Origin of the sequence: Pseudomonas fluorescens, from assembly GCF_018614775.1 — a bacterium.
Taxonomy (GTDB): domain Bacteria; phylum Pseudomonadota; class Gammaproteobacteria; order Pseudomonadales; family Pseudomonadaceae; genus Aquipseudomonas; species Aquipseudomonas fluorescens_BY.
Genome location: NZ_JAGGOF010000014.1, coordinates 38,025 through 63,810, shown reverse-complemented (window position 1 = coordinate 63,810; position 25,786 = coordinate 38,025). Strand labels below are relative to the sequence as shown.

The window sequence follows — 25,786 nt, the reverse complement described above, 5'->3', positions numbered from 1 at the left end:
CGCCATTATGAAAACGCCGACGCAGATGAACGCGATTGACTTCGACAGCGCCAAATTGCAGCGCCTTGGCCTCGGCCAGCCGTCGCCGCGCGCAGCGCGGTCCGTCAGTCTTGCGCAATTGCGCCAGCAACTGGGCCAGCAATTGCAGACCAGCCTGGAGCCGCAACGCATCCTGGGCCTGTTCTTTCGCGAAATTCAGCGATTGGTTCCTTTGGATGCGTTGGCGTATCAGCACAAGCCCAGCGATCTGCGCCTGGAGTTCGGTCAGCGCGGGCATCACACTGTCAGCTATACCCTCAGCCATGAAGGCGAGCACCTGGGCGAGTTGGTATTCCGTCGCAACCAGCGCTTTTCAGAGGCGGAACAGGGCGATCTGGAGTCGATGCTGTCCAGCTTGCTGTATCCACTGCGCAACGCCCTGCTCTATCGCGCCGCGACTCAAAGCGCCCTGCGCGATCCGCTGACCGGCACCGGCAATCGCATCGCCATGGACCAGACCCTGACCCGGGAAATCGACATGGCCAGGCGTCATTCGCAGCCCTTGTCGCTGCTGATGCTGGACATCGACCATTTCAAGCGCATCAACGACAGCTATGGACACAGTGTCGGCGACGATGTGCTCAAGGCCGTGGCCGATTCGATAAAGCAGCAGTTGCGCAATGTCGACATGGTGTTCCGGTTCGGCGGCGAAGAGTTTCTGATCCTGCTGGCCAATACCAACCGGGACGCCGCCGCCATGATCGGTGAACGACTGCGTTATGCCGCCCAGGTACAGGACTACTTCGCCGAGGGCGCCCGGATCGAGCTGACGGTCAGCCTCGGCTGCGCGACGCTGCTGCCGGGCGAATCAGTGGAAAGCCTGCTGCGACGGGCCGACAGCGCGCTGTACGTGGCCAAGCGCGAGGGACGCAACCGGCTGGCGATGGCGGGTTGACCAGATCAATTCTGAGTGGCAGACCCACCGCTATCGCGAGCAGGCTCGCTCCCACACTGGATTTTGGTGGTGAATTAGAAAATAGCGGCAGGCCCAAGACAACTGTGGGAGCGAGCCTGCTCGCGATGAGGCCGTGACAGTCAACCTCCCCGTTGACTGCCCGGCCCTACCGCGAGCTGACTCGCTCCCACTCGGGCTCAGCTATGCATCAGGAAAAGCTCAGTTCTCAGCCAGCGCCAGCCGCTCACGGCTCGCTGACGATTTACCTGCAGGCTCCGACTGTTCCAGTTGCATGCATCGTTCCAGGAACAGGTACATGTAGTCGTAGCTCTTGCACACGGCCTGGCGCAGCTCCGTCTGCAACGCCTTGCTCGGGTTCATGCCCGCCAGCGTGCAGATGATCTCCAGGGCTTCCCAAGGATGGGCATCGTCGTACTGGGCATGCATCTTCAGCCACTTCATGGCCCGCTTGCGGTCTTCGTCGGCAAACGCTGCCGCATAGACACCGCTGGAGCACACCACGGCAGACCACTCCCCAGTGGCGCCCTCGATGGCGTAGTTGGTCGCGGCGATTGCCACGATCAGCGAGTCCGACGAACTGGTGTGCCAGCACCAGTGGCTCAGGGCATGCAGCTCCGGCGGCACTTGCTGGGCTTGCAGGTCTTCCAGGGTCACGCCATGGGCGGCGCTCCAGTTGACCCAGTAGTCGGCATGGTTGAGTTCGACACGGATGTTGCGCATCAGCCAGCGACGCGCCATGTCCTCGCCGGGATGGCGGGCAAAGCGGGTCTTGGTGAGGTTCTGTGCCATGTATAAGGCGAACTGTTCAACGACCGGCCAACCACCAATGAGGTAGTGGCGCATGGTCTTGGCGCTGAGCTTGTTGTCGCGCATGCGTTGATACAGCTCGTGTTCGACAACCCGGCGCTTGCTCTCGCTGCAATCGGTAATGAGCTGCTGCGCCCACTTCGGATAGCTTTGGGGCTCCATGAGCGGGCCTGTTCGGTTGAATGTGTCGATCACTGTCTGGCTCCTTTTGATTGTGATTGTCCGGATCAACAAGAGGTTCAGCGGAACGTGCCGGGGGCCTTGAATAACAACGGCTGGGGCCGGGCCGGCCTACATTGCAACGTATCGCAGGTAAACAATTGCGGGCGTTCAATCACATACCCTTGAGCGTAATCCACCCCGATCTCCAGCAATGCCTGCTCGATCTGGGTGGTTTCAACAAACTCGGCAATCGTGCGCTTACCCATGACGTGGCCGATGTGATTGATCACTTCGACCATTGCACGGTTAATCGGGTCGTCCAGCATATCCTTTACGAAACTCCCGTCGATCTTCAGGAAGTCTACAGGTAAATGTTTCAGGTAAGCGAATGAAGACATTCCGGCGCAAAAGTCATCCAGGGAAAAATAACAACCCAAGCTCTTGAGTTCATTGATAAAGCGAATCGCACTGCCCAAATTCGAAATAGCGCTGGTTTCTGTAATTTCAAAACAAATCATTTCCGGCGGAATCGAGTAGGCCGCGAACTGTTTACGCAGGAAGTCGAGGAACGCCTGATCGCCGATAGTTGTACCTGACAGATTGATCGCACACATCGCCATGGGGCCCTGACGCGAGTCATTCAGGCACCGGCGGATGATCTTGAACACATTCTCCACCACCCAGCGGTCCAGGGACGTCATCAGGCCGTAGCGTTCCGCTGCGGGAATGAAACTGTCCGGCAGGATCATCCGCCCGGCTTCGTCGTGCAGCCGCAGCAGGATCTCGATATGGCCACCGCCATGGTCGCCCGGGCCCAACGCGGCGATTTCCTGGGCGTAGAGACAGAAACGGTTTTCCTCCAGGGCCATGTGCAAGCGCTGGACCCAGGCCATCTCGCCAAAACGCAGGGACAATTCCGAGTCGTCGGCATGATAGACCTGGACCCGGTTGCGGCCTTTTTCCTTGGCCATGTAGCAGGCCATATCGGCGGCCCGCAGGGACGCCTCCAGGGTCGTCGGCGTCTGGGAAATATGCACCAGGCCGATGCTCACGGTGGTCACGAACGGCCGGCCCTTCCAGACGAAGTGCAGGTTCTGCACGGTCTGGCGCAGCCCTTCGGCTATTTTTTCCGCGGCTTCCGGCGAACAGTTCTCCAACAGGATCCCGAACTCATCCCCGCCCAACCGGGCGAGGGTGTCATTTTCTCGCAGCCCTGCTTGCAACAGCGCGCAGATATGCCGCAACAACTCGTCGCCGGCGGCATGGCCGCAGGTGTCGTTGACCAGCTTGAACTGGTCCAGGTCGAGGAACATCAGGGCATGGCGCCCTACCTGGCGAGTGAGATTGTGCAAGGCCTGCTCGAGCCGATATTCGAATTCCCGGCGGTTGGCGAGCCCGGTCAGCGCGTCATGGGTGGCCTGCCATGACAGGTTGGCGATGTATTGGCGCTCCTGGGTCATGTCGTGCAGCACCAGCACGGCGCCACTGACTTTGCCGGCATGCCGGATCGGTGCGCCCACCAGCGTGACCGACACGGTGCTGCCGTCCAGGCGCTGGATCAGCTTGGAATGTTCACTGGCACCGCTGAGCCGGCCGGTGAGGATGTGCTCGATCAAGGTCAGCCCTTCGGCCTGGGCGTTGTCATCGAGCAAATTGAACAGTGCGGCCAGGGGCAGCCCGGTGGCGTGTTCGGCCTTCCAGTGGGTCATCGCCTCGGCGGCAGGGTTCATATAGGCAATGGCGCCATCGACGTCGGTGGTGATCACCCCATCGCCAATGGATTGCAGGGTGATCTGCGCCCGCTCTTTCTCCAACTGCAACGCGTTGGCAAACACCTGCCGCTGAGCCAACAGTTTATGGGTGCGCAACAACGCGAGAACGATCAACCCCAACGCCGTGGCGAAGTTGGTCACCAGCAACAGCCGCAGGATGAAACGCGAGCCCTCGCCCAGTGCGTCGCTGAAGGCCTTGGCGGCCGGGGTGACGGAATCATTGATCGCAAAGATCCGCGCTTTCCAGCCGCGGATGTCGACCTCCGACGCCTCGCCCGCGCTGATGCTGGCGTGCATCTGCCGGGCGACGTTATCCAGCTCGATCAGGTAGCCGTCACCCACCGTCCAGAGGTCGATGGCTTCTTCCAGGTAACTGAAGTGACGGAAATTAAGATAAAGCCAGATCAGGCTGGACACATCGTCGGGGTGATTGCCGCCCTTGAGGATACCGGCCCGTGCTGCTTCCAGGTCCGGCGGTTCGCGGTCCAGCGCCACCCGCAGTTCATGGCCGCCCTCGGGTACGGCGATGGCTTGCTGGTATTTGCGGAAAATCGCCTCGTCGCGGCTGTCGGCGTAGAGGTTGAGGTAATAGATGGCGTCTTTCTGGCCCTTGGACCAGAGACTTTCCCCCGCTACATAGCCGCGAACCGCGGACAGCACGTAAAGGCTGACACCTCCCAGCAACGCCTGAAACAGGACGACGGCGATAAAAGGCCACACGATGCCCAACAACCGGGGGGTTCCAAGAGTCCGCGCTTGATTCATGAGGTCCCTGTATAGGCTCGTCGACCAGCCTTCAGACCGATCATTCCAGCAAGACTAGGAGCCTCAGCGGCTCCTCGCAAGAACGTCGGACATTATTTAACGCTGCGCTTTTCCGAGCGATTGATCACCGCCAGCGACAGGCAATGAACCTGCCAAGAATTACAACTGGCAGGGACACTATACATATTTACCGCCCCTGGCTCGCCCTGGAGTGATTGGATACGGGTTTCTATCTCGCCATTTTCGAATGGTTCGAGCCCATTCGTTAGGTCCCGGAGAACCTTACTATGCAATTCTTACCCGCTCCTGATCTTTCAGCCCTTAACCGGCCGTCCCATGCCCAAACGCACCAGGGCCTGCTGGATGAATATGACGCACTGCTGACACTGATTCGAAACAGTGCAACCCCTCTCGACACGCTGGTTACACCCAGGCCTTACTCACCCATGGCCCTGGAAAATGCAAGCGGGCAGCGGGCGTTACGGGCGCTGACCGAAAACAAGGCGTATCAGGCCCTGTGCAACACAGTGCAGGCGTCTTACAACACCCTGACGGTCATCCTAGAAGAAGGCAAAGTTCGTTATTCGGCACGCCAGATAAATGGGCCAAGCACCGTCTCGCTTGTACTCGACACGCAGCCTGGCTGGCATGAGTTGTTGATGCCTATTGAAAAATCCGCCCTAAGGCTGGGTGGAGAGATTCGCTTCGACAGCCAGTTTTCACTCATCAGAATGACCGGGTTCTATGGAATCGCCCCATGGGACCCGCGAGATGCCGGGCAACGTGAAAACACTGTCGATACGTTGGAAGAAAAACGTGCCCGCCTCTCACTGGGGCTGTGGCACGGAATAAATCTGGATGAAGCAGACCAGGAAGTGGCTCCCGAACAAGAGTTGACCGACAGTCGGATCATCGACACGGTGCGTCACTTCCTGCCTACTCGACACACCTCCCTGCTGGCCCATTTCGATGCAGTCGATATCGGCAATCTGCCTACGACGAAACTTCGTGCAAAACCGTCGATGTACCTCGAAGGCATACTGCAATCGACTAAAGCCCAGGATCTGGCAAGCCAACTGTTACAAGCCTTGGGCTGGTACGGCAGCCAGGCCGGCGAAGAAACCGCGCCGCAAATACGCAACAAATTGTTGATGAAGGCTATTCGCCTGTGGATTGCCTCGGTCGACACCGAAAATCCGGACGGCATCGCCGGCTTCCGTTGGCAAAACTCGTCGAACTGGGGAAAGCGCTACAAGGACATCCGGACCGCGTTCGAGACCCATCTGATCACGACAAAACGCGCGTCTTGCGTAAATGAATCCATTTTGATCGCCGGACTTTTCCAGCCATTGTTCCCGGCAGAGTTCCGAGTAAGCGACATACCGCCGCAATTGTCCTACCGCAGTTCCACCGTCTGGGTAAATTTTGTCCATGGGGTCCAACTTGCCAATGCCACGGACCCTTTGTTGCTCCAACGCCTGAACTTCCAGCAGTTGGTTGACTTGCCGATCAGGCAGGCAGGCGACGCCACGCCAGAAGATCTGAAGCTGATCACGCTGACCCGATTGAAACCGATGCTGGAATGGGCAATCACGAATGGCATGATCGCTCACAGAGTGGACGCCAGCTATACGACGCAAGATGTACTGGACGCCGCGCGAAGGCTCGACGCTGAAATTGATAGCCTGAACAGCGCGATCCGCTGGCTCAATAGTCCGCCCCCCGAAAGGCTTAACATCGCCAAACTCAAGATGGCCAAACTTTTTGGCACAACGCGCTTCGTCAAGGATCGGCGGAAATTGGTCAAGGAGGCCAATGTCATATACACCACTCCTCAATTTCGACAGATGACCCCGATTGGCAGGCCCGCACCTGACGCTTATTCATTCATTGACGTGTATGCCTCTGGCCAGCTCGCCGAGCGAAAATGGTTTGTCACCGAACCCGACGGAAAGTCCTCGACCGATAAGTGGGTGACAATCGACGCTGATCGAACCGTGCAGACGAATCTATCGTGGCCGAGCCTCCATGCAATCGCTCTCGAAAGCAGAACGTTGCCGGACGTGAACCAGACATTTTCAATTCACTTCAAGATCTATATCAATTTTATCAAGCGTGCCTACCGGACGCTGATCAGCCATCAACTCGCTTCCCTCCCCTTGGTTGACCGCTACGCCTTGGAATACGGATCGATCAAGGTATACACCTTGAGAAAAGCAACCACAGGTGTCGAGGCGGCGAATGAAACGCACGAGGTCACACTCCGCCTTCGGGCACGTAATGGTTTCATCCTGGCAGCGACCCGCGACGAAACGACCTCCTATTACGAACTCCTGCCGCGAGCCGGAGTCATCCGGCGCCGGACAGATATCTCCTCGCAGCATATTGACGGTGAACGAAAGAGGGAGAAATGGAGAGTCAGCAACGGTCCAGCCGTGAGCGTGAACGTGATAGGCCACAAACGCCTTCCTTTCGACTGGGATGCCCATGTAAAAGGAACCGTTCCCAGCGATGTCGCCGAATGCCACGCCATCATGGATCAATTGGGCAGCACGCTTGAGCCACTTGAAACAGATAACGACTACGCCCTGCCACATACATTGGAATCGAAGAGCACTCGACGGATCACCCGACACATCACCGAGCATCTGCTGTACGTCGATGAAAAAGAACTCTACGACAGCTGCTATGGGCAAACCGAATTCGACCACGAGAACGCCAAGCGTAAGAAAGTCACTGAACTGACAAAAATGCTGGTGCCTTTCTGGAGCAGCATCGAAGACCTGAGTTCAGGCGATCGTGACCGCCTGGCCAGTGGCGCGTTTGGTCTGTTCGTTGATTTAGTTTCGTTCGCCCTGCCCATCGGGAAATTCGCCTCTGGCTCAGTGAGACTGGTCAAGACGGTAGGTAAATGGAGTATCCGCGAAGCGCTTCCCGCCTTTGCGAAACTTACGGGTACTTTGCTCAACGCTACCTTAAACCCCCTCGATGGCATTCCATCCTTGCTGCAGGCTGGCAGTCAAAGTGCGTATCGGCTTGCTAAAAGAGGTTATCTGAGCCTCAAGACCTTGAGCGGCAGAGCGGGGCAATATGATTTCGTAAAAGGCATGAGCCAGGTCACCGATCCGGGACGATGGCGCCCTCTGCTGTTAAACGATCAACTCAGTACGGCGCGTGGAGTGGACGATGTGCCTGTGCGCAACATCGGCGCTATGGGTAACATAGACTACCGCTTGATTGACCCGCTATCGTCCAAACCTTACGGCCCGTCATTGACCAGCGGCCCGGCGGAATTATCACTGGGGCGCTCTCACTACAACACGCTGGCCACGACCGACGCCCATGTCATCGTCGAAGTGCCCGGCAATACCCGCGTGCGAGAACGGTTTGAGGTCGATGGTAGCCACACTTTTTATCTGGATGATCTTCCCTATCGGTTGCACGATGGAACGCTGCGCCGCGCCAGTCACCTCAATGCCAGTGAACGGCTGCAGAAGCTCCCATGCCGTATACGTCGCTCGCCCGGCGCGGTGTGCAAGACCCAGTACGTTTTGCCGGACAACCCCGCCGAGCGCCCGCCGACAGGAGAATTCGAAACCGAGAAAAGCTGGGCTCCCTGGTTTGGCGACACGACGCTTTACCCTTCCGTACCGACAAGCGCTAACGAACGTTCCCTGCTGGCGTTCGAAGGGAAAATCTATGAATTCAAGGACGGTAAGCTCAACACTTACAAAGGCCGACCGGAATGGATCGGTCTCCCCAGCAGAACCCCCGTTCCCCGAGAAACAGTCTCCGCGACCATGCTGTTCCAGACCGGTCTGTATGGCGGAATCAAAGTCACCGGCACGGCTGAGAAGATCGATGATATACACGAGACCGGAGCGCTCATCATCCACTCGATCGACGAGCAGTACAGGTACGTGTTCATTCGCCTGAACTTCGACGATTACTACATGACGAAGATGTCGGTCGCAGACAGTATCGAAACTCCCCTTACCCTGAAGAAACTGAGCACTGATGAGCTGGCGCCCGGTACTGTGGGTGAGGAACTCCAGCGGGTGTACATCGGCTCGCTGAACGCGAACAACGCCGCGAGGATTTACGGAAGAGATCAGGTTGAACTGGCGCTAGACAAAATCGATGACATCTCGCTTCCCATCGGCGCGCCAGACCACCCGCCTTCGAACATGAAGTGGGTGAAAGTCGACACCTACCCCGCTGAAGCGGTGCTGTTTGACCGCAGGACAAGAATGATCGTCTCGGATCTACCAAATGGCGCGGCCGTGTGGAAGCCCTCCACGCAGGCGCCCGAAGCCCTGCAAAAATCCACAGCCGATATCTTCGGTGCGCTTTTTACAGATCCCTCCATCCCCACGACAACACATTCACGAACCCGAGTCGTCACTATCAACGACGCCATGCTAGAGCTGCAAAGAATCCTGCCGACGCAAAATCAAAAGAACATTGCCTTCGCCAGCGTGACGACGACTTCGGGAAAAAAAGAAGTGTATATCAGTGTCTCCGGAATCGAGGACTACACCCGGCATCTGCCCCTGTTCAAATCCAGCGGCGGACTGACCGAGATTGAGTGGGACGACGTCACGTACTTCAATGTCGACGGGCTCAGGCAGCCCGTCGATCCAGCAGCCCTTAGCCTGAGCCCTGACGGCAAACTGCTGGCAATCCCCCACCTCATGGACGCCCCGGGCAACTCGGACAGGTTGGGCCGGGTCACTTCCGGCGACAGTGAAAGCAAACTGATCGGCTACCTCAGTGAGAAATACCCCGCTCCTGAAGACATCAAGTCGATCACGGTGGCTACCACCCTGCCGCCCTGCGAATCCTGTTCGATTGTCATGAAAGAGTTCGGCCATGAGCGCGGGGCCGATACCCTGAACGTCATCTGGGGACAACGACGCAAGCGCCCGGCCGCCGAGATGAACACGTCAACCAATTCGGACTGAGCCAGCGCCATCAATGCTGCTGCAGATGGCCATAGAGCCTGGCATAGAGACCGCCATCAGCAATCAACTGCTGGTGATCGCCGTCTTCGGCAATCTGGCCGCCATCGAACACCAGCACCCGGTCAGCCTGTTCTACGGCCGACAACCTATGGGCAATGATCAACGTGGTGCGATTGCTCAGGAACCGCGCCAACGCTTGGTGCAGGTTGTATTCAGTGGCGGCATCCAGGGCCGAGGTGGCTTCGTCGAGAATCACCAACCGTGGATCGGCCAGTACCATGCGGGCAATGGCCAGCCGTTGGCGCTGTCCGCCCGACAGCCGAACCCCGGAACGCCCTACTACGCTTTCCAGGCCTTGGGGCAGCGCCCGCACCGTGGCGTCGAGCTGGGCGATCTCCAACGCCCGCCAGCAGTCGTCGTCGCTGCACTCACGACCCATGGCAAGGTTGGCCCGTACCGTGTCGTTGAACAGCGCCGGATGTTGCAACACCACTGCAACATTATCCCTGATGGTTTCCAGGCCGATCTCCTGCTGCGTGGCGCCGCCAAAACGGATACTGCCCGACTGTGGCGTGTACAGCCCCAGCAACAACTGCACCAGGGTACTCTTGCCGCCGCCACTGGCCCCGACGATGGCGACTTTCTCGCCCGGCGAAATGGACAGGTTCAACTGGTCGAGCACCAACTCCTCGCCGTAACCGAAACTCAACCCCTGGATGTCGATGCCCACGGTGTCACGGCCCTTGAACGGATCGACGACACCCGTGTACTGGGGCTCGTCGGCCCGGGCCAGCAGTTCGTTAATCCGGCTCAAGGCGCCGCCGGCCGCGTAATAGGCGTACTGCAGGTTCAACAGTTGCTCGACCGGACCGATCATGAACCAGAGGTAGCTGAACACCGCCAGCATCTGGCCGATGGACAGGTCGGAAAACACCACGGTGAGCATGGCCGCCGCGCGAAAAATATCGATGCCGAACTGGAACAACAAACCACTGGCGCGGTTCGAGGCATCGGTTTTCCACTGCGAACTCACGGCGTAGTCACGAACGTCCCTGGCCCGCATGCCCAAGCGCCCGAGGAAGAAACCCTGGCGGTTGCCGGCGCGCACCTCCTGGATGGCGTCCAGGGTTTCAGTCAGGGCCTGGGTGAAACGCGATGTACTGTCGTTCTCCAGCTTCTTGAGGTGCTTGACCCGTTTGCCCAGTTGCACCGTGGCGTAGATCACCAGCGGATTGAACAACAGGATCAGCAGGGCCAGTTTCCAGTGCATCCACATCAGGATCCCGGCGGTGCCCACCAAGGTCAGCATCGCCACCAGAAAACGGCTGAGGGTTTCACCGATGAATTTGTCGAGCGTATCCAGGTCGGTGACCAGGTGCGCCGCGACGGTACCGCTGCCCAGGCTTTCGTACTCGCCCAGGGAAATACGCTTGAGCCGTTCGATCAGGCGGATGCGGATGCGATAGACAATGTCCTTGGCCAGCGTGGCGAACAATCGCGCCTGCACCACGTTGAACAACAACGCGCTGCATCGCAGAGCCAGGGTCAGCAGCAGCATCAGTCCGATATAGCCGGCGGCGCGTTGCCAATCCGTCGGCAAGACCTGATTCATGACCTTCAAGGCCGCGTCGCCGCGCCCCAACAGCACTTCGTCCACCAACAGGGGCAACAGCAGCGGAATCGGCACGCTGCACAGCGTCGCCAGCACGGCCACGCCGTTAGCGATCCACAGGGCCTTCTTGTGGGTGAGCGCCAGGCGGCGGATTTCGGCCCAGCTCAAGCGGTCGATGCGTTGCGGGCCCCACGTGTGCTCCGGTCGCTCAGGCACAGGTCGCGCGCTCCAGCCAACGCCCCAGCAATGGCGACAACAGCTCCAGGGGCTGGTAGCCATTGGTCAACAAGGCCAACTGGCCGTCACGCTCGGCGAGCAGGGTGGGGAACCCGGCAATGCCCAGGTCCTGCACCCAGGTGAAATCCGCAGCCGTGGCCGCATGTTGGTCGGCGCGGTCGAAGGCCGCAGCGAATTCGATGCGCGGCAGCCCGGCCTGTTCGGCCAGTTCCACCAGGATGCTGGCGTGGGTCACGTCGCGGCCCTGCACATAAAACGCCTGCTGGATCAGTTTCACCAGTTTCCAGGCCAGGTCCGGTGCCAGGGTGCGGGCGGTCACCACGGCGCGACAGGCCGGTTCGGTGTCGTAGACAAAACCGTCCGGCAGTGCGCCGTCAAACTTGAACGGCTGGCCGGTGGCCTGGGTGACGGCCTGCCAGTGTTCGAGGATGTAGCGCCGGGTGGTCGGCTCCAGCGCCGAGCCGCTGCCGGTGCGCAAGCCACCCACCACCAGGTGCAACTCCACGCCAGCTGCCTGAGCCTGCTCGACCAATGCGTCGGCCACCGGGGCAAACCCCCAGCACCAGGAACACATTGGGTCCATCACATAGAGCAGGCGTCGCGCCATGGTTCAAGCCTCGGAAGGTGACTGCTTGTAGTTGTAGCCGATCGGGTGCGGCAGGTTGCGGGCCTTCGCCAGTTCGATCTGCTTTTGCCGGTCAATGGCGCTGCGCCGGGTCTTCTCGCTCAGCTTGTCCCAGCAATGCGGGCAACTGATGCCAGGCACATAGTGCTCCGAGGCGCGGTCTTCGACACTGACCGGTGTACGACAGGCATGACATTGATCGTAGTCGCCTTCGCTGAGGTCGTGGCGAACGGTGACGCGGTTATCGAACACGAAGCAGTCGCCGCGCCACCTGGTTTCTGCCTGGGGCACTTCTTCAAGGTATTTCAGGATGCCGCCCTTGAGGTGATAAACCTCGTCGAAACCCTGGCCAAGCATGTAGCTGGAGGCTTTTTCGCAACGGATGCCGCCGGTGCAGAACATCGCGACTTTCTTGTGCCGGGCCGGGTCGAAGTTGGCCTTGATGTACTCGGGGAACTCACGAAAGCTGGTGGTCTTGGGGTCGATCGCCCCTTCGAAGGTGCCGATGGACACCTCGTAGTCGTTACGGGTATCGATCAACAGCACTTCCGGATCGCTGATCAACGCATTCCAGTCCTGCGGCTCGACATAGGTGCCAACCTGCTTGTTCGGGTCCACGCCTTCGACGCCGAGGGTGACGATCTCTTTCTTGAGCTTGACCTTGGTCCGGTAGAACGGCTGCTCGTCGCAGTACGACTCTTTGTGGTCGATGTCGATCATGCGCGGATCGTTCTTGAGCCAGGCCAGCAAACCGTCGATACCTTCGCGGGTGCCGGAGACAGTGCCGTTGATGCCTTCTGCGGCGATCAGCAGCGTGCCTTTGATGCTGTTATCGAGCATGGCCTTGAGCAGGGGCTCACGCAGCTCGACGTAATCTTCCAGAGTGACGAACTTATACAGTGCCGCCACGACAATCGGTTGTGTCATGGGTATTTCTCCAGGTGGCTACCCTCGTAAAGAGTGAACCGGATATAAAAACAGCGGCAAGCTACAAGCTTCGAGCGACAAGCTCAAGCCGTACGCTTAGCTTGTAGCTTGTAGCTTGTAGCTTGTAGCTTGTAGCTTGTAGCTTGTAGTTTGTAGCTGGCTACTGCGGCTTACCCGCACAGGTCGGCGAAGCCGGGGCCGCGCCAATCTGCGCCCACTCCTCGGGGGTGTAGGTGTGCAGCGCCAATGCATGGAACTCGCCCATCAGCTCACCCAGCGTACCGTAGACCTTCTGGTGCCGCTTGACGCGATTGAGCCCTTCGAATTGCCGGCTGACCACCACTGCCTTGAAATGGGTCTGCTGCCCACGGCTGTGCATGTGGCTTTCATCCAGCACTTGCAGGTGCTCGGGCTGCAACAGCCCGAGCGTAGATTCGATGCGTTGCTGCATGCTCATACCAGGCTCCGCTTACGGCTTCTTCTTGGCAGGGGCTGGTGCAGCGGCTTTAGGCTCAAGCTCGGCCGTCATGTCCGCCAGCAGCTTATTGACCACCGGGACTGCGCTTTCAAGCTTGGCCTGGGTCAGCTGGGCCGATTGCTGGGTCAGCTGGGGCATTTTTTCCAGGACTTTCTTGCCCAGTGGCGACTGGTAGAACGCCACCAGGTCCTTGAGCTCCGACTCACTGAAGTTGCTGGTGTAGAGCTTGACCATGTCCGGCTTGAGCTTGTTCCAGCCGATGGCCTGGTCCAGCGCCGCATTGGCCTTGGCCTGGTAGGTTTCCAGGGTCGCTTTCTTCGACTCTGGGGCCTTGGTCTGTTCGAAGCGCTGGGCAAACATCTGCTGCACTTGCATGTACACCGGAGTGCCCAGTTTGTCAGCGTGTGCCAAGGTCAGGAATGCTTCGGCGCTCGCGTTGTGGCTGGCGGTATCGGCGAAAACAGGGCCGCTGGCACACACCAGAGCAACTGCGGTACAGATGGCACGAAGACGGGTCATCGAGTTTCCTTTCATTACAGGCGAGGTAAAACCCCAAGGGCGACCATTCTGCGCCTAAAAAACGCCGGGCCTCAACCCCGATGCGTGTCGGGTCTGATTGACGGGCCGAACCCGGGGCCTCTAGATTGAGGGAACCGGCGCCGCCCATCCGGGCCTAAACTGCACATTCAACCTTAAGGAGTTTGACCCGATGAGCCGTATCGAAACCGACAGCCTGGGCCAGGTTGAAGTCCCGGAAGACGCCTACTGGGGCGCCCAGACACAGCGGTCCATGATCAACTTTGCCATTGGCAACGAACGCATGCCGCTGTCGGTGTTGCACGCCCTGGCGCTGATCAAGAAAGCTGCCGCCCGGGTCAATGACCGCAACGGCGACCTGCCCGCCGACATCGCCCGCCTGATCGAACAGGCCGCCGACGAAGTGCTGGATGGCCAACATGACGACCAGTTCCCGCTGGTGGTCTGGCAGACCGGCAGTGGCACCCAGAGCAACATGAACGTCAACGAAGTGATCGCCGGGCGCGCCAACGAGCTGGCGGGCAATCCGCGGGGCGGCAAGAGCCCGGTGCACCCCAACGACCACGTCAACCGCTCCCAGAGCTCCAACGACTGTTTCCCGACGGCCATGCACATCGCCGCCGTCCAGGCCGTCCAGCAGCAACTGCTGCCGGCCATCGGCGAATTGTCCGGCGGGCTGGCGGAACTGGCGGCGCGGCATATGAAACTGGTCAAGACCGGCCGTACCCACATGATGGACGCCACGCCGATCACCTTTGGCCAGGAACTGTCGGCGTTCATTGCCCAGCTCGACTACGCCGAACGGGCCATCCGCGCGGCACTGCCAGCGGTGTGTGAACTGGCCCAGGGCGGCACGGCGGTGGGCACCGGGCTCAACTCGCCCCACGGTTTTGGTGAAGCGATTGCCGCTGAACTGGCCGCGCTTTCCGGCCTGCCGTTCGTCACCGCGCCGAACAAGTTTGCCGCGCTGGCGGGCCATGAGCCGCTGACCGCATTGTCCGGCGCGCTGAAAACCCTGGCCGTGACCTTGATGAAGATCGCCAACGACCTGCGCCTGCTGGGCTCCGGTCCCCGCGCCGGGTTTGCCGAGGTGAAATTGCCGGCCAATGAACCGGGCAGTTCCATCATGCCGGGCAAGGTCAACCCGACCCAGTGCGAAGCCTTGTCGATGCTCGCCTGCCAGGTGATGGGCAACGACGTGACCATCGGTTTCGCCGCCAGCCAGGGTCACTTGCAGTTGAACGTGTTCAAACCGGTGATCATCCACAATCTGCTGCAATCGATCCGCCTGCTGGCCGATGGCTGCAGCAACTTCCAGCAGCACTGCATTGCAGGCCTCGAACCGGACGCCGGGCAAATGGCAGCGCACCTGGAGCGTGGGTTGATGCTGGTGACCGCGCTGAACCCGCACATCGGCTACGACAAGTCCGCCGAAATCGCCAAGAAAGCCTACGGCGAAGGGCTGACCTTGCGTGAAGCCGCATTGCAATTGGGGTATCTCACCGATGAAGAGTTCGATGCCTGGGTGAGGCCGGAGAACATGCTGGAGGCCGGTAGCCAGGGCTGAGTGCTGCGTTGCCCGATAGGGAGCCATCGCGAGCAGGCTCGCTCCCACACCCGATCTTCAGCGGACACAAATCTTGTATCCGACCGGAATCCAGTGTGGGAGCGAGCCTGCTCGCGATAAAGCAGACGCGGTCTACCTGCCTGCAACCAACCGCGCCCGCCGCGCCCTGAGCCCGGCCATCAGCGAAGGCCCCAGCGCCACCAGAGCCGATCCGAGCACCACCAGCACCGCCCCGCCATACCCCAGCAGATTGATCTGCTCGGCATGCACATAGTCGGGCCACCACCAGGCAGCCATCGCCACCGCGGCAAACGTCACCAGCGGCGTGATCGCCAGCGTCGCGCTGACCCGTGACGCCTCCCAATGCGCCAGGGCTTCGGCAAACGCGCCGTAGGCAATCAGGGTGTTGAGGCAGCATGCGAGCAATAGCCAGCCTTGCAACGGGCTCAATTGCAGCGCCTCCAACGGATGGACCCACGGCGTGAGCAGCAACGCGCAGAACAGGTAGATCACCATCATCACCTGCAACGAGTTCCATACCGTCAGCAATTGCTTCTGGCCCAGGGCATAGAACGTCCAGACCGTGGACGCCAGCAACACCATCAAGACCCCGGCGGTGTAGTCGCTCAGGGAGGTGAGCAACTCACCAAGGCGCTGGTTGAAAAACAGCGTGAAGCCGATCAGCAGCACCGCCAGGCCGATGCCCTGGCCGACACTGAAACGCTCCTTGAACACGAACAGGCTGGCGACCAGCAGCATGATCGGCCCCATCTGCACCACCAGCTGCGCCGTGCCGGGGCTCAAGCGGTTCAGGCCCATCAGGTAGAGAACGTAGTTGCCCACCAGCCCCAGCACGGCCATCGCCACCAGCCAGCCGCCACGCGGGCCAAGCACCTTGCGGCTGGGCAGGCGCCGAGTGGCCGCCAGGTAGATGAACAGCAAGCTCCCGGACACCGCCAGGCGAAACCAGGTCACGGTGACCGGGTCCATCACTTGCAGCACTTGTTTGAGCTTGATCGGCAGGATTCCCCACAGCAGGGCGGTCAGCAAGGCGAGGAACAGGCCGTAGACCCAGCGACCGGACGATATGTGCATGCAACCCTCGAAGCCCAAGACCAAAGAACATCCATTCTAGGCGCGGATCGCTCGGCGACCCAGGGACAGTTGGGCACGAACAGTTCATGACGAGACATGGCACATCGCCGCCTATCGGCTGCCCAAGCGTCAATCGGCGACAACACATAGACTTCACTCAACCTGATGTCGCTTTCCTTTTGGAGTCACCCATGCTTGGCAAACGAGCCCAGGACCTTGCCCCTGCGATGGTCTTTCCCAGTGACCGGATTTGCCGGGTCAACGGCGAATTCTATTTCAGCACCCGGGAAGGCACGCATGAGGGGCCTTTCGCTGACCGTGAAACAGCGGAACGCGAAGTTGCCGCGTACATCGAGCGCATGGTGCGGCTGCCGCGGGCTGTGGGCTGAACGCGGTCTGACAAGACATGGCAGAGCGCTGTCTTATCTAACCGCCTCAAACAACCCCGTCGCCCCCATTCCGCCGCCCACGCACATGGTCACGATGCCGTAGCGCAGGTTGCGCCGTTGCAGCTCGCGCACCAGATGCCCCACCTGCCGTGAACCGGTCATGCCGAACGGATGGCCGATAGAGATCGAGCCGCCGTTGACGTTGTATTTCTCATTGTCGATTTCCAGCCGGTTGCCGCTGTACAGGCACTGGGAAGCGAACGCCTCGTTGAGTTCCCACAAATCGATGTCTGCCACCTGCAAGCCTTTGGCCTTGAGCAACTTGGGTACCGAAAACACCGGGCCGATGCCCATTTCGTCCGGCTCGCACCCGGCCACGGTAAAGCCGCGGAAGAACGCCTTGGGCTTGAGCCCCAGCGCCAGGGCTTTTTCCAGGCTCATCACCAGGGTCATCGAGGCACCGTCGGACAACTGCGACGAATTGCCCGCCGTCACCGAACCGTCTTCGGCAAACACCGGCTTCAGCCCGGCCAGGCTTTCGTAGGTAGTGTCCGGGCGGTTGCAATCGTCGTGGTCAACCACGCCCTCAAGGATCTGCACCGCACCCGTGTTCTTGTCCTCGACCCGATACTTGACCTGCATCGCAATGATCTCGTCAGCAAACAACCCGGCGGCCTGGGCCTTGGCGGTGCGCTGCTGGCTCTGCAAGGCGTAGCGGTCCTGCTCCTCGCGGCTGACTTGGTAACGGCGGGCAACGATCTCGGCGGTCTGGCCCATGGGGAAATAGATCCCCGGCACCTGCTCCTTGAGCAGCGGGTTGATCAGGTTGTCCGTGTTGACGCTTTTCATCGTCAGGCTGATGGACTCCACGCCACCGGCAACGATGATGTCGCTGCAACCGGAGGCGATCTGGTTGGCGGCGATGGCAATGGCTTGCAGCCCCGAGGAACAGAAGCGGTTGAGGGTCATGCCGGCGGTGCCGGTGCCCAGTTGCGAGAGCACCGCCACGTTGCGGCCGATGTTGTAGCCCTGGGCACCTTCATTGGAGCCGGCGCCGACAATGCAGTCCTCGACGCTGGCCGGGTCGATGTCATTGCGCGCCAACAGGGCGTTGACGCAATGCGCCGCCAGGTCGTCCGGGCGGGTCATGTTGAACTTGCCGCGAAAAGACTTGGCCAGGCCGGTTCGTACGCTGTCGACGATCACCACTTCACGCATGGCTGTACCCCATTGTTGTTGTCGGTTGAGAGTGGACCGAGCATAAATCCACTGCATAACCGACCGCGACAATCATTCACCCCGCGTATGCGAGCCCATCGGCCTATTTCTTGTCCTTCTTCTTGCGAGCCTGCTTCTCGGTGTGCTCGAACGCGGCCTCCAACGCCTCGTTCAGGGTGCGCAACACCTTGACCCGCGCCCAGCGCTTGTCGTTGGCTTCTACCAGTGTCCAAGGGGAAATCTCGGTGCTGGTGCGGTCCACCATGTCGCATACCGCGGCCCGGTAGGCGTCCCACTTGTCACGGTTGCGCCAGTCGTCTTCGGTGATCTTGAAACGCTTGAACGGGATGTCCTCGCGCTCCTTGAAGCGCTCCAGTTGGGTCTCCTTGTCGATGGCCAGCCAGAACTTGACCACCACCACACCGGCATCGGCGATCTGCTCCTCGAAATCATTGATCTCGCCGTAGGCCCGCAACCAGTCGGCCCGACTGCAAAATCCCTCGACCCGCTCCACCAGCACCCGGCCATACCAGGAGCGATCGAACACGGTGAATTTGCCCCGTGCCGGGATGTGTCGCCAAAACCGCCACATGTACGGGTGGGCGCGTTCCTCTTCGGTGGGGGCGGCAATCGGTACGATGCTGTACTGGCGCGGGTCGAGGGCCGCCGCGACCCGTCGGATCGCCCCGCCCTTGCCCGCCGCATCGTTGCCTTCGAACACCGCCACCAAGGCGTGCCGACGCATGCGCTTGTCCCGCAGCAGGCCGGCGAAGCGTGCCTGTTCGGTAATCAACTGTTCTTCGTAATCGTCCTTGTCCAGGCGCAGGGCCATGTCGAGGCTGTCGATCAGCGTGACCTGATCGCCCAGCGCCGGCAGCGGCGCCACGCTGACCTTTTCCGATCTGACCTTCGGCCGGTCCAGGGCCTGGCGCAGGCCCTCGAGCAGGATCCGCCCGACGGCGAGGCTGCGATAACAGCTGTCCATGCCCTCGATCACATGCCAGGGCGCGTAATCGCGACTGGTGCGGCGCAACACCCGTTCGCCGTACTTGACGAACTTGTCGTAGGTCTGGGACTGCTGCCAGTCCAGCGGGCTGATGCGCCAGCTGTGCAGCGGATCGTCCTTGAGCCCCTTGAGCCGGGCTTTCATCTGTTTCTTGGACAGGTGGAACCAGAACTTGAAGATCAGCGCGCCTTCATCGCAGAGCATCTTTTCCAGGCGCTCGGCAGCGTTGATCGCCTGGTCGAGCCGCGGGTCCTTGATCTCGCCATGGACCCGCCCCTGCAGCATCTGGCTGTACCAGTTGCCGAAGAAAATCCCCATGCGCCCCTTGGCCGGCAGCATCCGCCAATAGCGCCAGGCCGGTGGCCGCGCCAGCTCTTCGTCGGTCTGTTGGTCAAAGGTGCGCACCTCAATCAGCCGTGGGTCCATCCACTCATTGAGCAACTTCACCGTCTCGCCCTTGCCCGCGCCTTCGATGCCGTTGATCAGCACAATGACCGGAAAGCGCCCCTGCTGCTGCAACTCGAACTGCGCTTCGAGCAGCGCTTCACGCAGGGCCGGCACTTCGGCCTCAAAGGTGTCTTTATCGATGACGTGACCGATTTCAGCGGATTCGAACATGGGCTACTCCCTCCAAGGATCAATCAAGACTAGCGGATTGGATACCGCCAGGTGTAGCCCTGCCCGGAGTATTCCCACGCTCTGCGTGGGCATGCGTCTACGGACGCTCCGCGTTTTCGGCTTTCCGGATCAGCTAGAATGGTCACCCAGTTTTCACCGAGCCCGCCATGACGCCCATCCAGCAACACGCCCAACTCGACTGGGATGACCAGGGTCGCCCGCGCTCGCGGGTGTTCGACGATGTGTATTTTTCCGACCGGTCGGGGCTGGATGAAACCCGTTACGTGTTCCTTGAACAGAACAACCTGGCCGAGCGTTTCGCCGCGCTGCCCCACGATGGGCGCCTGGTGATCGGCGAAACCGGGTTTGGCACCGGCCTGAACTTCCTTTGCGCCTGGCAACTGTTTGAACAATGCGCACCCGTCGGGGCGCGGCTGCATTTTGTCAGCGTCGAGAAATACCCCTTGAGCCGCGAGGACCTGGAGCGAGCCTTGGCCCTGTGGCCGCCACTGAAATCACAAGCGGATCAATTGCTGGAGCAGTACGTTGCCATCCACCAGGGTTTCCAACGCCTGGCCTTGGCGAACGGGCGCGTGACGCTGACCCTGTTGATCGGCGACGCGCTGGAGCAGTTGCCACAACTGGATGCCCAGATCGATGCCTGGTTCCTCGACGGTTTCGCGCCGGCCAAGAACCCCGAGATGTGGACCGCCGAACTGTTTGCCGAACTGGCACGGCTGGCGGCACCCGGGTCGACCCTCAGCACCTTCACCAGCACCGGCTGGGTACGGCGGTTGTTGAACGCGGCGGGCTTCAAAATGAAGCGCACGCCGGGCATCGGCCATAAGTGGGAAATCCTGCGCGGGGTGTTCCTCGGCTGGCCGGAGCAAGCACCGGCGCCGGCCACGGCAAAACCCTGGTACGCCCGCCCCGCTTCGCTCACCGGCGAACGGCGGGCACTGGTCATCGGTGGTGGCCTGGCCGGCTGTGCCAGCGCAGCGAGCCTTGCCGCCCGGGGCTGGCAGGTGACGCTGTTGGAACGTCACGCGGGGTTGGCCGAAGAGGCTTCCGGCAACCCGCAGGGTGTGCTGTACCTCAAGTTGTCCGCCCACGGCACCGCCTTGTCGCAGATGATTCTCAGCGGCTTCGGCTACACGCGACGAATGCTGGAGCACTTGCAACGGGGCGTTGACTGGGACGGCTGCGGGGTCTTGCAACTGGCTTTCAACCGCAAGGAAGCCGAGCGCCAGGCGCAACTGGCCGAGGCGTTTCCACGCGATCTGCTGTACATCCTGAATCAGCCAGAGGCGCAGGTTCAATCCGGGATCAGCGTGGCCTGCGGCGGGCTGTTTTATCCCGAAGGGGGTTGGGTGCATCCGCCGGCGTTGTGTCGCTGGCAAGCCTCGGGGGCGACGATTGATGTGCAACCGCATCATGAAGTACTGGAACTGCGCCGCATCGATGACCAATGGCAAGCATGGGACGGCGAACGCTGCCTGGCCAGTGCGCCCGTGGTGATCCTCGCCAGTGCCGCCGAGATCAAACGTTTCGAATCGGCTGCCGATCTGCCCCTCAAGCGCATTCGCGGACAAATCACCCGCCTGCCGCAAACCGCACGCAGCCAGAGCCTGGCGACGGTGGTCTGCGCCGAAGGCTACGTAGCGCCGTCGCGCCTGGGTGAACACACCCTGGGCGCCAGCTTCGATTTCACCAATGACGACCTGACCCCCACCGCTGCCGAACACGCCGGTAACCTGCAGATGCTTGAAGAGATCTCCGTGGACCTGCTGGACCGCCTGGGCGCGACGACCCTCGACCCGCAACGGCTCGAAGGGCGCGCGGCGTTTCGCTGCACCAGCCCGGACTATCTGCCGATAGTCGGGCCGCTGGCTGACAGTCGGGGATTCAACGAGGCCTACCAGGCCCTGAGCAAAGACGCGCGCCAGGTCCCGGACAGCCTTTGCCCCTGGCTCGACGGTTTGTACATCAATAGCGGCCACGGTTCTCGCGGCCTGATCACCGCCCCGCTGTCGGGCGAATTGATCGCCGCCTGGCTCGACAATGAACCTCTACCGCTGCCGCGAAGCGTGGCCGAAGCCTGCCACCCGAACCGGTTTGCCTTGCGGGCGCTGATCCGGGGCAAGGCCTGACACACCCCAACCCCACACCACAACCCAATATGGGAGATCCAATGTGGAAGATCCAATGTGGGAGCGAGCCTGCTCGCGATAGCGGTAAATCAGTGGCGCATGAGTTAGCTGACCCACCGCTATCGCGAGCAGGCTCGCTCCCACAGGTTCCGCATGCCTTGGGTGATAAGGCAACCCAACGGCACCCACTTGTCGGCTTATAACGCATCGATCTAAAACTCACAGCAATCCCCCCGGTCAGTTTCAGGGTAGACGCCATTTTTGGCGCATCTGTTTGACCCCTCCCCAACGGAAAAACCGGTAAGGACTTATGTGCGGATTAGCTGGAGAATTACGTTTCGATCAACAACCTGCGGATCTTGCGGCCGTAGAGCGAATCACCCATCACCTGGCCCCTCGCGGCCCTGATGCCTGGGGGTTTCATAGCCAGGGGCCGATTGCCCTGGGCCATCGTCGCCTGAAAATCATGGACCTGTCCGATGGCTCGGCGCAGCCGATGATCGACAATCAACTGGGCCTGTCCCTGGCGTTCAACGGTGCGATCTACAACTTCCCCGAATTGCGCGTCGAACTGGAAGCGCTGGGCTACGCGTTTCATTCCGGCGGCGACACCGAAGTGCTGCTCAAGGGCTACCATGCCTGGGGCGAAGCACTGCTGCCCAAGCTCAACGGCATGTTTGCCTTCGCCATCTGGGAGCGGGACGCCAAGCGGCTGTTCATCGCCCGCGACCGCCTCGGCGTCAAGCCGCTGTACCTGTCGCGCACCGGCCAGCGCTTGCGCTTCGCCTCGGCGCTGCCGGCGCTGCTCAAGGGCGGTGACATCAGCCCGATGCTCGACCCGGTGGCCCTCAACCATTACTTGAATTTCCATGCGGTGGTCCCGGCGCCACGCACCTTGCTGGCCGGCGTTGAAAAGCTGCCGCCCGCCACCTGGATGCGCGTAGAAGCCGACGGCAGCACCGAGCAGAAAACCTGGTGGACCCTGCCCTACGGCCCCCGCGCCGATGAGCAGAATCTCAACCTGGAAGACTGGGTCGACCGCGTGCTCGACAGCACCCGCGAAGCGGTCGCCATTCGCCAGCGAGCCGCCGTGGATGTCGGCGTGCTGCTATCGGGTGGTGTGGATTCGAGCATGTTGGTGGGGCTGTTGCGGGAAGTCGGCGTGGAAGACTTGTCGACCTTCTCCATCGGCTTCCAGGATGCCGGCGGCGAGCGCGGAGACGAGTTCCAGTATTCGGACCTGATCGCCAAGCACTACGGCACGCGCCATCACCAGTTGCGCATCGACGAAAAAGAGATCATCGAACAACTGCCGGCGGCCTTCCGTGCCATGAGCGAACCGATGGTCAGCCACGACTGCATCGCCTTTTACCTGCTGTCGCGGGAAGTGGCCAAGCACTGCAAAGTGGTGCAAAGCGGCCAGGGCGCCGACGAGCTGTTCGCCGGCTACCACTGGTACCCGCAAGTGGACGGCGCCAGCGATCCCTACGCGGCCTATCGCGCCGCGTTCTTCGACCGCAGCTACGAGGAATACGCCACCACCGTGCAACCGAAATGGCTGACGGCCAACGACGCCGCCGGCGACTTCGTCAAGGAGCATTTCGCCCAACCGGGCGCCGATGCCGCGGTCGACAAGGCCCTGCGCCTGGACAGCACGGTGATGCTGGTGGACGACCCGGTCAAGCGCGTCGACAACATGACCATGGCCTGGGGCCTGGAAGCACGCACGCCGTTCCTCGACTACCGACTGGTGGAACTTTCGGCCCGGGTCCCGGCGAAGTTCAAGCTGCCCGACGGCGGCAAGCAGGTGCTCAAGGAAGCCGCCCGACGGGTGATCCCCGGCGAGGTGATCGATCGCAAGAAAGGCTATTTCCCGGTGCCGGGTCTCAAACACCTGGAAGGTGACACGCTGGCCTGGGTCCGCGAACTGCTGCTGGATCCGAGCCAGGATCGCGGCCTGTTTCAACCGGCAATGCTCGACCGTCTGCTCACCGACCCCAATGGCCAACTCACCCCGTTGCGCGGCTCACGGCTGTGGCAACTGGCGGCGCTGAACCTGTGGCTCAGCGAGCAAGGAATCTGATTGATGAAACCCCACCCTACCGTCCACAACCAGCGCCTTTTGCGCGGCCAGGCGCCTTCCTATGAACGCTTGCAGGCACGCCTGGCCGAAGATGGCAGCACTTTGGGCGCCGACCCGATCGCGGTGCATTGCGGCTGGGGCCGACTGCTGATCGGCCACACCTTTCCAGACCCGGCCTGCCTGGCCCAGGAACTGCTCAATGAGCAGTCCGGCGAGCGCGACATTGCCTTGTACGTCGCCGCGCCCCAGCAAGTATTGGGACTGGAACCGGCGAATCTGTTCCTCGACCCGTCCGACACCCTGCGCCTGTGGTTCAGCGACTATCGCCAGGCCACGCGGGTGTTCCGTGGCTTTCGCATTCGCCGCGCCCAAAGCGATACCGATTGGCAAGCCATCAACCAGCTTTATCAGGCCCGGGGCATGCTGCCCATCGATCCGCAACGGCTGACCCCGCGCCATGAGGGCGGCCCGGTGTACTGGCTGGCCGAAGACGACGACACCGGTGCGGTGATCGGCAGCGTCATGGGCCTCAATCACCAGAAAGCCTTCAACGATCCGGAAAACGGCAGCAGCCTCTGGTGCCTTGCCGTGGATCCGCAATGCTCCCGGCCCGGCGTGGGTGAAGTGCTGGTGCGGCACCTTATCGAGCATTTCATGAGCCGCGGCCTGAGCTACCTCGACCTGTCGGTGTTGCACGACAATCGCCAGGCGAAAAACCTCTACGCCAAGCTTGGCTTTCGCAACCTCTCGACATTCGCCATCAAACGCAAGAACGGCATCAACCAGCCGCTGTTCCTCGGCCCGGGCCCGGAGGCGCAATTCAATCCCTATGCGCGGATCATTGTCGAGGAAGCCCACCGTCGCGGCATCGAAGTCCAGGTGGACGATGCCGAAGCCGGCTTGTTCACCCTGGTCCATGGCAGCCGCCGGGTGCGTTGCCGCGAATCCCTGAGCGACCTGACCAGCGCCATCAGCATGACCTTGTGCCAGAACAAAAGCCTGACCCACAACGTGCTGAAAAACGCCGGCCTGAACCTGCCGGCGCAACAGCTGGCAGGCAATGCCGACGACAACCTGGCGTTTCTCGATGAGCACGAGCGCGTCGTGGTCAAGCCCCTGGACGGTGAACAGGGCCAGGGCGTGGCGGTGGATCTGCGCACTATCGAAGACGTGCAGAACGCCATCGAAGCGGCGCGGCAGTTCGACAGCCAGGTGCTGCTGGAGAGCTTCCACGAAGGGCTGGACCTGCGGATCCTGGTGATCGGCTTTGACGTGGTGGCGGCGGCCATCCGGCGCCCGGCCGAAGTGATCGGCGACGGTCAGCACACCATCGGCGCACTGATCGAAGCCCAGAGCCGTCGGCGCCAGGCTGCCACAGGCGGCGAAAGCAAAATCCCGATGGACGCCGAGACCGAACGTACGCTGAAAGCGGCAGGCTTTGACTACGACAGCGTCCTGCCAGCCGGGGAACACCTGTTCGTACGGCGTACGGCGAACCTGCATACGGGCGGGGTGTTGGAGGACGTCACCGGCATCCTTCATCCGACCCTGGCCGACGCGGCGGTACGCGCCGCCCGGGCGTTGGACATTCCCATGGTCGGCCTTGACCTGCTGGTGCCTGCGGCCGATCAGCCCGACTACGTGTTCATTGAAGCCAACGAACGCGCGGGCCTGGCCAACCACGAACCGCAACCCACCGCAGAACGCTTTGTGGACCTGTTGTTTCCCCATAGCCAGGCGGTGGCCTGACGCTTTTGTAGTGTACCGATCGTTCCCACCTCGGCGTGATGCCTCAAGGGACGCTCCGCGTCCAGATGAC

17 protein-coding genes are annotated in these 25,786 nt (G+C 61.0%); 7 read left to right on the top strand and 10 right to left on the bottom strand.

Features of this window, described 5'->3' with window-relative positions:
- Window positions 1-7 precede the first annotated feature (7 nt).
- A complete protein-coding gene (locus tag J7E36_RS04265; protein WP_215000193.1) occupies window positions 8-934 on the top strand; it encodes a GGDEF domain-containing protein in 927 nt (308 codons plus the stop codon).
- Window positions 935-1,153: 219 nt separating this feature from the next.
- On the opposite strand, the gene J7E36_RS04260 is transcribed toward J7E36_RS04265, so the two are convergent.
- Window positions 1,154-1,924, bottom strand: a complete 771-nt coding sequence (locus J7E36_RS04260) for a TenA family transcriptional regulator (protein ID WP_251030498.1) — start codon at window positions 1,922-1,924, stop codon at window positions 1,154-1,156.
- Between the two features lie 77 nt (window positions 1,925-2,001).
- Entirely contained in the window at window positions 2,002-4,461 is a 2,460-nt protein-coding gene (locus J7E36_RS04255) for an EAL domain-containing protein (protein ID WP_215000188.1), read from the bottom strand.
- 287 nt (window positions 4,462-4,748) lie between these two features.
- Between J7E36_RS04255 and J7E36_RS04250 the strand changes: the two genes are divergently transcribed.
- Window positions 4,749-9,425 (top strand): deaminase domain-containing protein, encoded by a 4,677-nt coding sequence (locus J7E36_RS04250; RefSeq protein ID WP_215000186.1) that lies wholly within the window; start codon window positions 4,749-4,751, stop codon window positions 9,423-9,425.
- Between the two features lie 10 nt (window positions 9,426-9,435).
- Here J7E36_RS04250 and J7E36_RS04245 read toward each other — a convergent pair whose 3' ends face one another.
- From J7E36_RS04245 to J7E36_RS04225, 5 genes are all read right to left on the bottom strand, one after another.
- On the bottom strand, window positions 9,436-11,253 hold the full coding sequence (locus J7E36_RS04245) for an ABC transporter ATP-binding protein (protein WP_215000185.1): 1,818 nt from the start codon (window positions 11,251-11,253) through the stop codon (window positions 9,436-9,438).
- Window positions 11,246-11,881, bottom strand: a complete 636-nt coding sequence (locus J7E36_RS04240; protein ID WP_215000182.1) for a DsbA family protein — start codon at window positions 11,879-11,881, stop codon at window positions 11,246-11,248. Before J7E36_RS04240 ends, J7E36_RS04245 begins: the two co-directional genes overlap by 8 nt.
- A gap of 3 nt (window positions 11,882-11,884) precedes the next feature.
- Window positions 11,885-12,826, bottom strand: coding sequence for a rhodanese-related sulfurtransferase (locus J7E36_RS04235; protein ID WP_215000180.1), 942 nt, complete (start codon window positions 12,824-12,826; stop codon window positions 11,885-11,887).
- A gap of 160 nt (window positions 12,827-12,986) precedes the next feature.
- On the bottom strand, window positions 12,987-13,283 hold the full coding sequence (locus tag J7E36_RS04230; RefSeq protein ID WP_215000178.1) for a BolA family protein: 297 nt from the start codon (window positions 13,281-13,283) through the stop codon (window positions 12,987-12,989).
- Window positions 13,284-13,295: 12 nt separating this feature from the next.
- Window positions 13,296-13,823: a DUF2059 domain-containing protein gene (locus J7E36_RS04225; protein ID WP_214510769.1), complete on the bottom strand. Its 528-nt coding sequence runs from the start codon at window positions 13,821-13,823 to the stop codon at window positions 13,296-13,298.
- Between the two features lie 190 nt (window positions 13,824-14,013).
- Between J7E36_RS04225 and J7E36_RS04220 the strand changes: the two genes are divergently transcribed.
- Window positions 14,014-15,408: a class II fumarate hydratase gene (locus tag J7E36_RS04220; protein WP_215000176.1), complete on the top strand. Its 1,395-nt coding sequence runs from the start codon at window positions 14,014-14,016 to the stop codon at window positions 15,406-15,408.
- Between the two features lie 132 nt (window positions 15,409-15,540).
- Here J7E36_RS04220 and J7E36_RS04215 read toward each other — a convergent pair whose 3' ends face one another.
- Window positions 15,541-16,503 carry a DMT family transporter gene (locus tag J7E36_RS04215; RefSeq protein WP_215000174.1) on the bottom strand — a complete coding sequence of 321 codons (963 nt, stop codon included), beginning with the start codon at window positions 16,501-16,503 and terminating at the stop codon, window positions 15,541-15,543.
- Window positions 16,504-16,694: 191 nt separating this feature from the next.
- Here J7E36_RS04215 and J7E36_RS04210 point away from each other — a divergent pair, with 191 nt between their 5' ends.
- Window positions 16,695-16,892, top strand: coding sequence for a DUF6316 family protein (locus J7E36_RS04210; protein WP_215000172.1), 198 nt, complete (start codon window positions 16,695-16,697; stop codon window positions 16,890-16,892).
- 33 nt (window positions 16,893-16,925) lie between these two features.
- On the opposite strand, the gene J7E36_RS04205 is transcribed toward J7E36_RS04210, so the two are convergent.
- Window positions 16,926-18,110 carry a thiolase family protein gene (locus J7E36_RS04205; protein WP_215000170.1) on the bottom strand — a complete coding sequence of 395 codons (1,185 nt, stop codon included), beginning with the start codon at window positions 18,108-18,110 and terminating at the stop codon, window positions 16,926-16,928.
- A gap of 103 nt (window positions 18,111-18,213) precedes the next feature.
- Entirely contained in the window at window positions 18,214-19,734 is a 1,521-nt protein-coding gene (gene pap, locus J7E36_RS04200) for a polyphosphate:AMP phosphotransferase (RefSeq protein ID WP_215000168.1), read from the bottom strand.
- 167 nt (window positions 19,735-19,901) lie between these two features.
- Between pap and mnmC the strand changes: the two genes are divergently transcribed.
- From mnmC to ngg, 3 genes are all read left to right on the top strand, one after another.
- Window positions 19,902-21,884, top strand: a complete 1,983-nt coding sequence (gene mnmC, locus J7E36_RS04195; protein ID WP_215000166.1) for a bifunctional tRNA (5-methylaminomethyl-2-thiouridine)(34)-methyltransferase MnmD/FAD-dependent 5-carboxymethylaminomethyl-2-thiouridine(34) oxidoreductase MnmC — start codon at window positions 19,902-19,904, stop codon at window positions 21,882-21,884.
- A 310-nt stretch (window positions 21,885-22,194) separates the two neighbouring features.
- Window positions 22,195-23,967 carry an N-acetylglutaminylglutamine amidotransferase gene (locus tag J7E36_RS04190; protein ID WP_215000164.1) on the top strand — a complete coding sequence of 591 codons (1,773 nt, stop codon included), beginning with the start codon at window positions 22,195-22,197 and terminating at the stop codon, window positions 23,965-23,967.
- A gap of 3 nt (window positions 23,968-23,970) precedes the next feature.
- On the top strand, window positions 23,971-25,716 hold the full coding sequence (gene ngg / locus J7E36_RS04185; RefSeq protein ID WP_215000162.1) for an N-acetylglutaminylglutamine synthetase: 1,746 nt from the start codon (window positions 23,971-23,973) through the stop codon (window positions 25,714-25,716).
- The last annotated feature ends 70 nt before the right edge of the window (window positions 25,717-25,786 follow it).

Excerpts from the sequence above, each read along its gene's own strand:
- J7E36_RS04265 (WP_215000193.1), top strand. The coding sequence starts at position 8 with ATGAAAACGCCGACGCAGATGAACGCGATTGACTTCGACAGCGCCAAA.
- J7E36_RS04260 (WP_251030498.1), bottom strand. The coding sequence starts at position 1,924 with ATGGAGCCCCAAAGCTATCCGAAGTGGGCGCAGCAGCTCATTACCGAT.
- J7E36_RS04255 (WP_215000188.1), bottom strand. The coding sequence starts at position 4,461 with ATGAATCAAGCGCGGACTCTTGGAACCCCCCGGTTGTTGGGCATCGTG.
- J7E36_RS04250 (WP_215000186.1), top strand. The coding sequence starts at position 4,749 with ATGCAATTCTTACCCGCTCCTGATCTTTCAGCCCTTAACCGGCCGTCC.
- J7E36_RS04240 (WP_215000182.1), bottom strand. The coding sequence starts at position 11,881 with ATGGCGCGACGCCTGCTCTATGTGATGGACCCAATGTGTTCCTGGTGC.
- J7E36_RS04235 (WP_215000180.1), bottom strand. The coding sequence starts at position 12,826 with ATGACACAACCGATTGTCGTGGCGGCACTGTATAAGTTCGTCACTCTG.
- J7E36_RS04230 (WP_215000178.1), bottom strand. The coding sequence starts at position 13,283 with ATGAGCATGCAGCAACGCATCGAATCTACGCTCGGGCTGTTGCAGCCC.
- J7E36_RS04225 (WP_214510769.1), bottom strand. The coding sequence starts at position 13,823 with ATGACCCGTCTTCGTGCCATCTGTACCGCAGTTGCTCTGGTGTGTGCC.
- J7E36_RS04220 (WP_215000176.1), top strand. The coding sequence starts at position 14,014 with ATGAGCCGTATCGAAACCGACAGCCTGGGCCAGGTTGAAGTCCCGGAA.
- J7E36_RS04215 (WP_215000174.1), bottom strand. The coding sequence starts at position 16,503 with ATGCACATATCGTCCGGTCGCTGGGTCTACGGCCTGTTCCTCGCCTTG.
- J7E36_RS04210 (WP_215000172.1), top strand. The coding sequence starts at position 16,695 with ATGCTTGGCAAACGAGCCCAGGACCTTGCCCCTGCGATGGTCTTTCCC.
- J7E36_RS04205 (WP_215000170.1), bottom strand. The coding sequence starts at position 18,110 with ATGCGTGAAGTGGTGATCGTCGACAGCGTACGAACCGGCCTGGCCAAG.
- pap (WP_215000168.1), bottom strand. The coding sequence starts at position 19,734 with ATGTTCGAATCCGCTGAAATCGGTCACGTCATCGATAAAGACACCTTT.
- mnmC (WP_215000166.1), top strand. The coding sequence starts at position 19,902 with ATGACGCCCATCCAGCAACACGCCCAACTCGACTGGGATGACCAGGGT.
- J7E36_RS04190 (WP_215000164.1), top strand. The coding sequence starts at position 22,195 with ATGTGCGGATTAGCTGGAGAATTACGTTTCGATCAACAACCTGCGGAT.
- ngg (WP_215000162.1), top strand. The coding sequence starts at position 23,971 with ATGAAACCCCACCCTACCGTCCACAACCAGCGCCTTTTGCGCGGCCAG.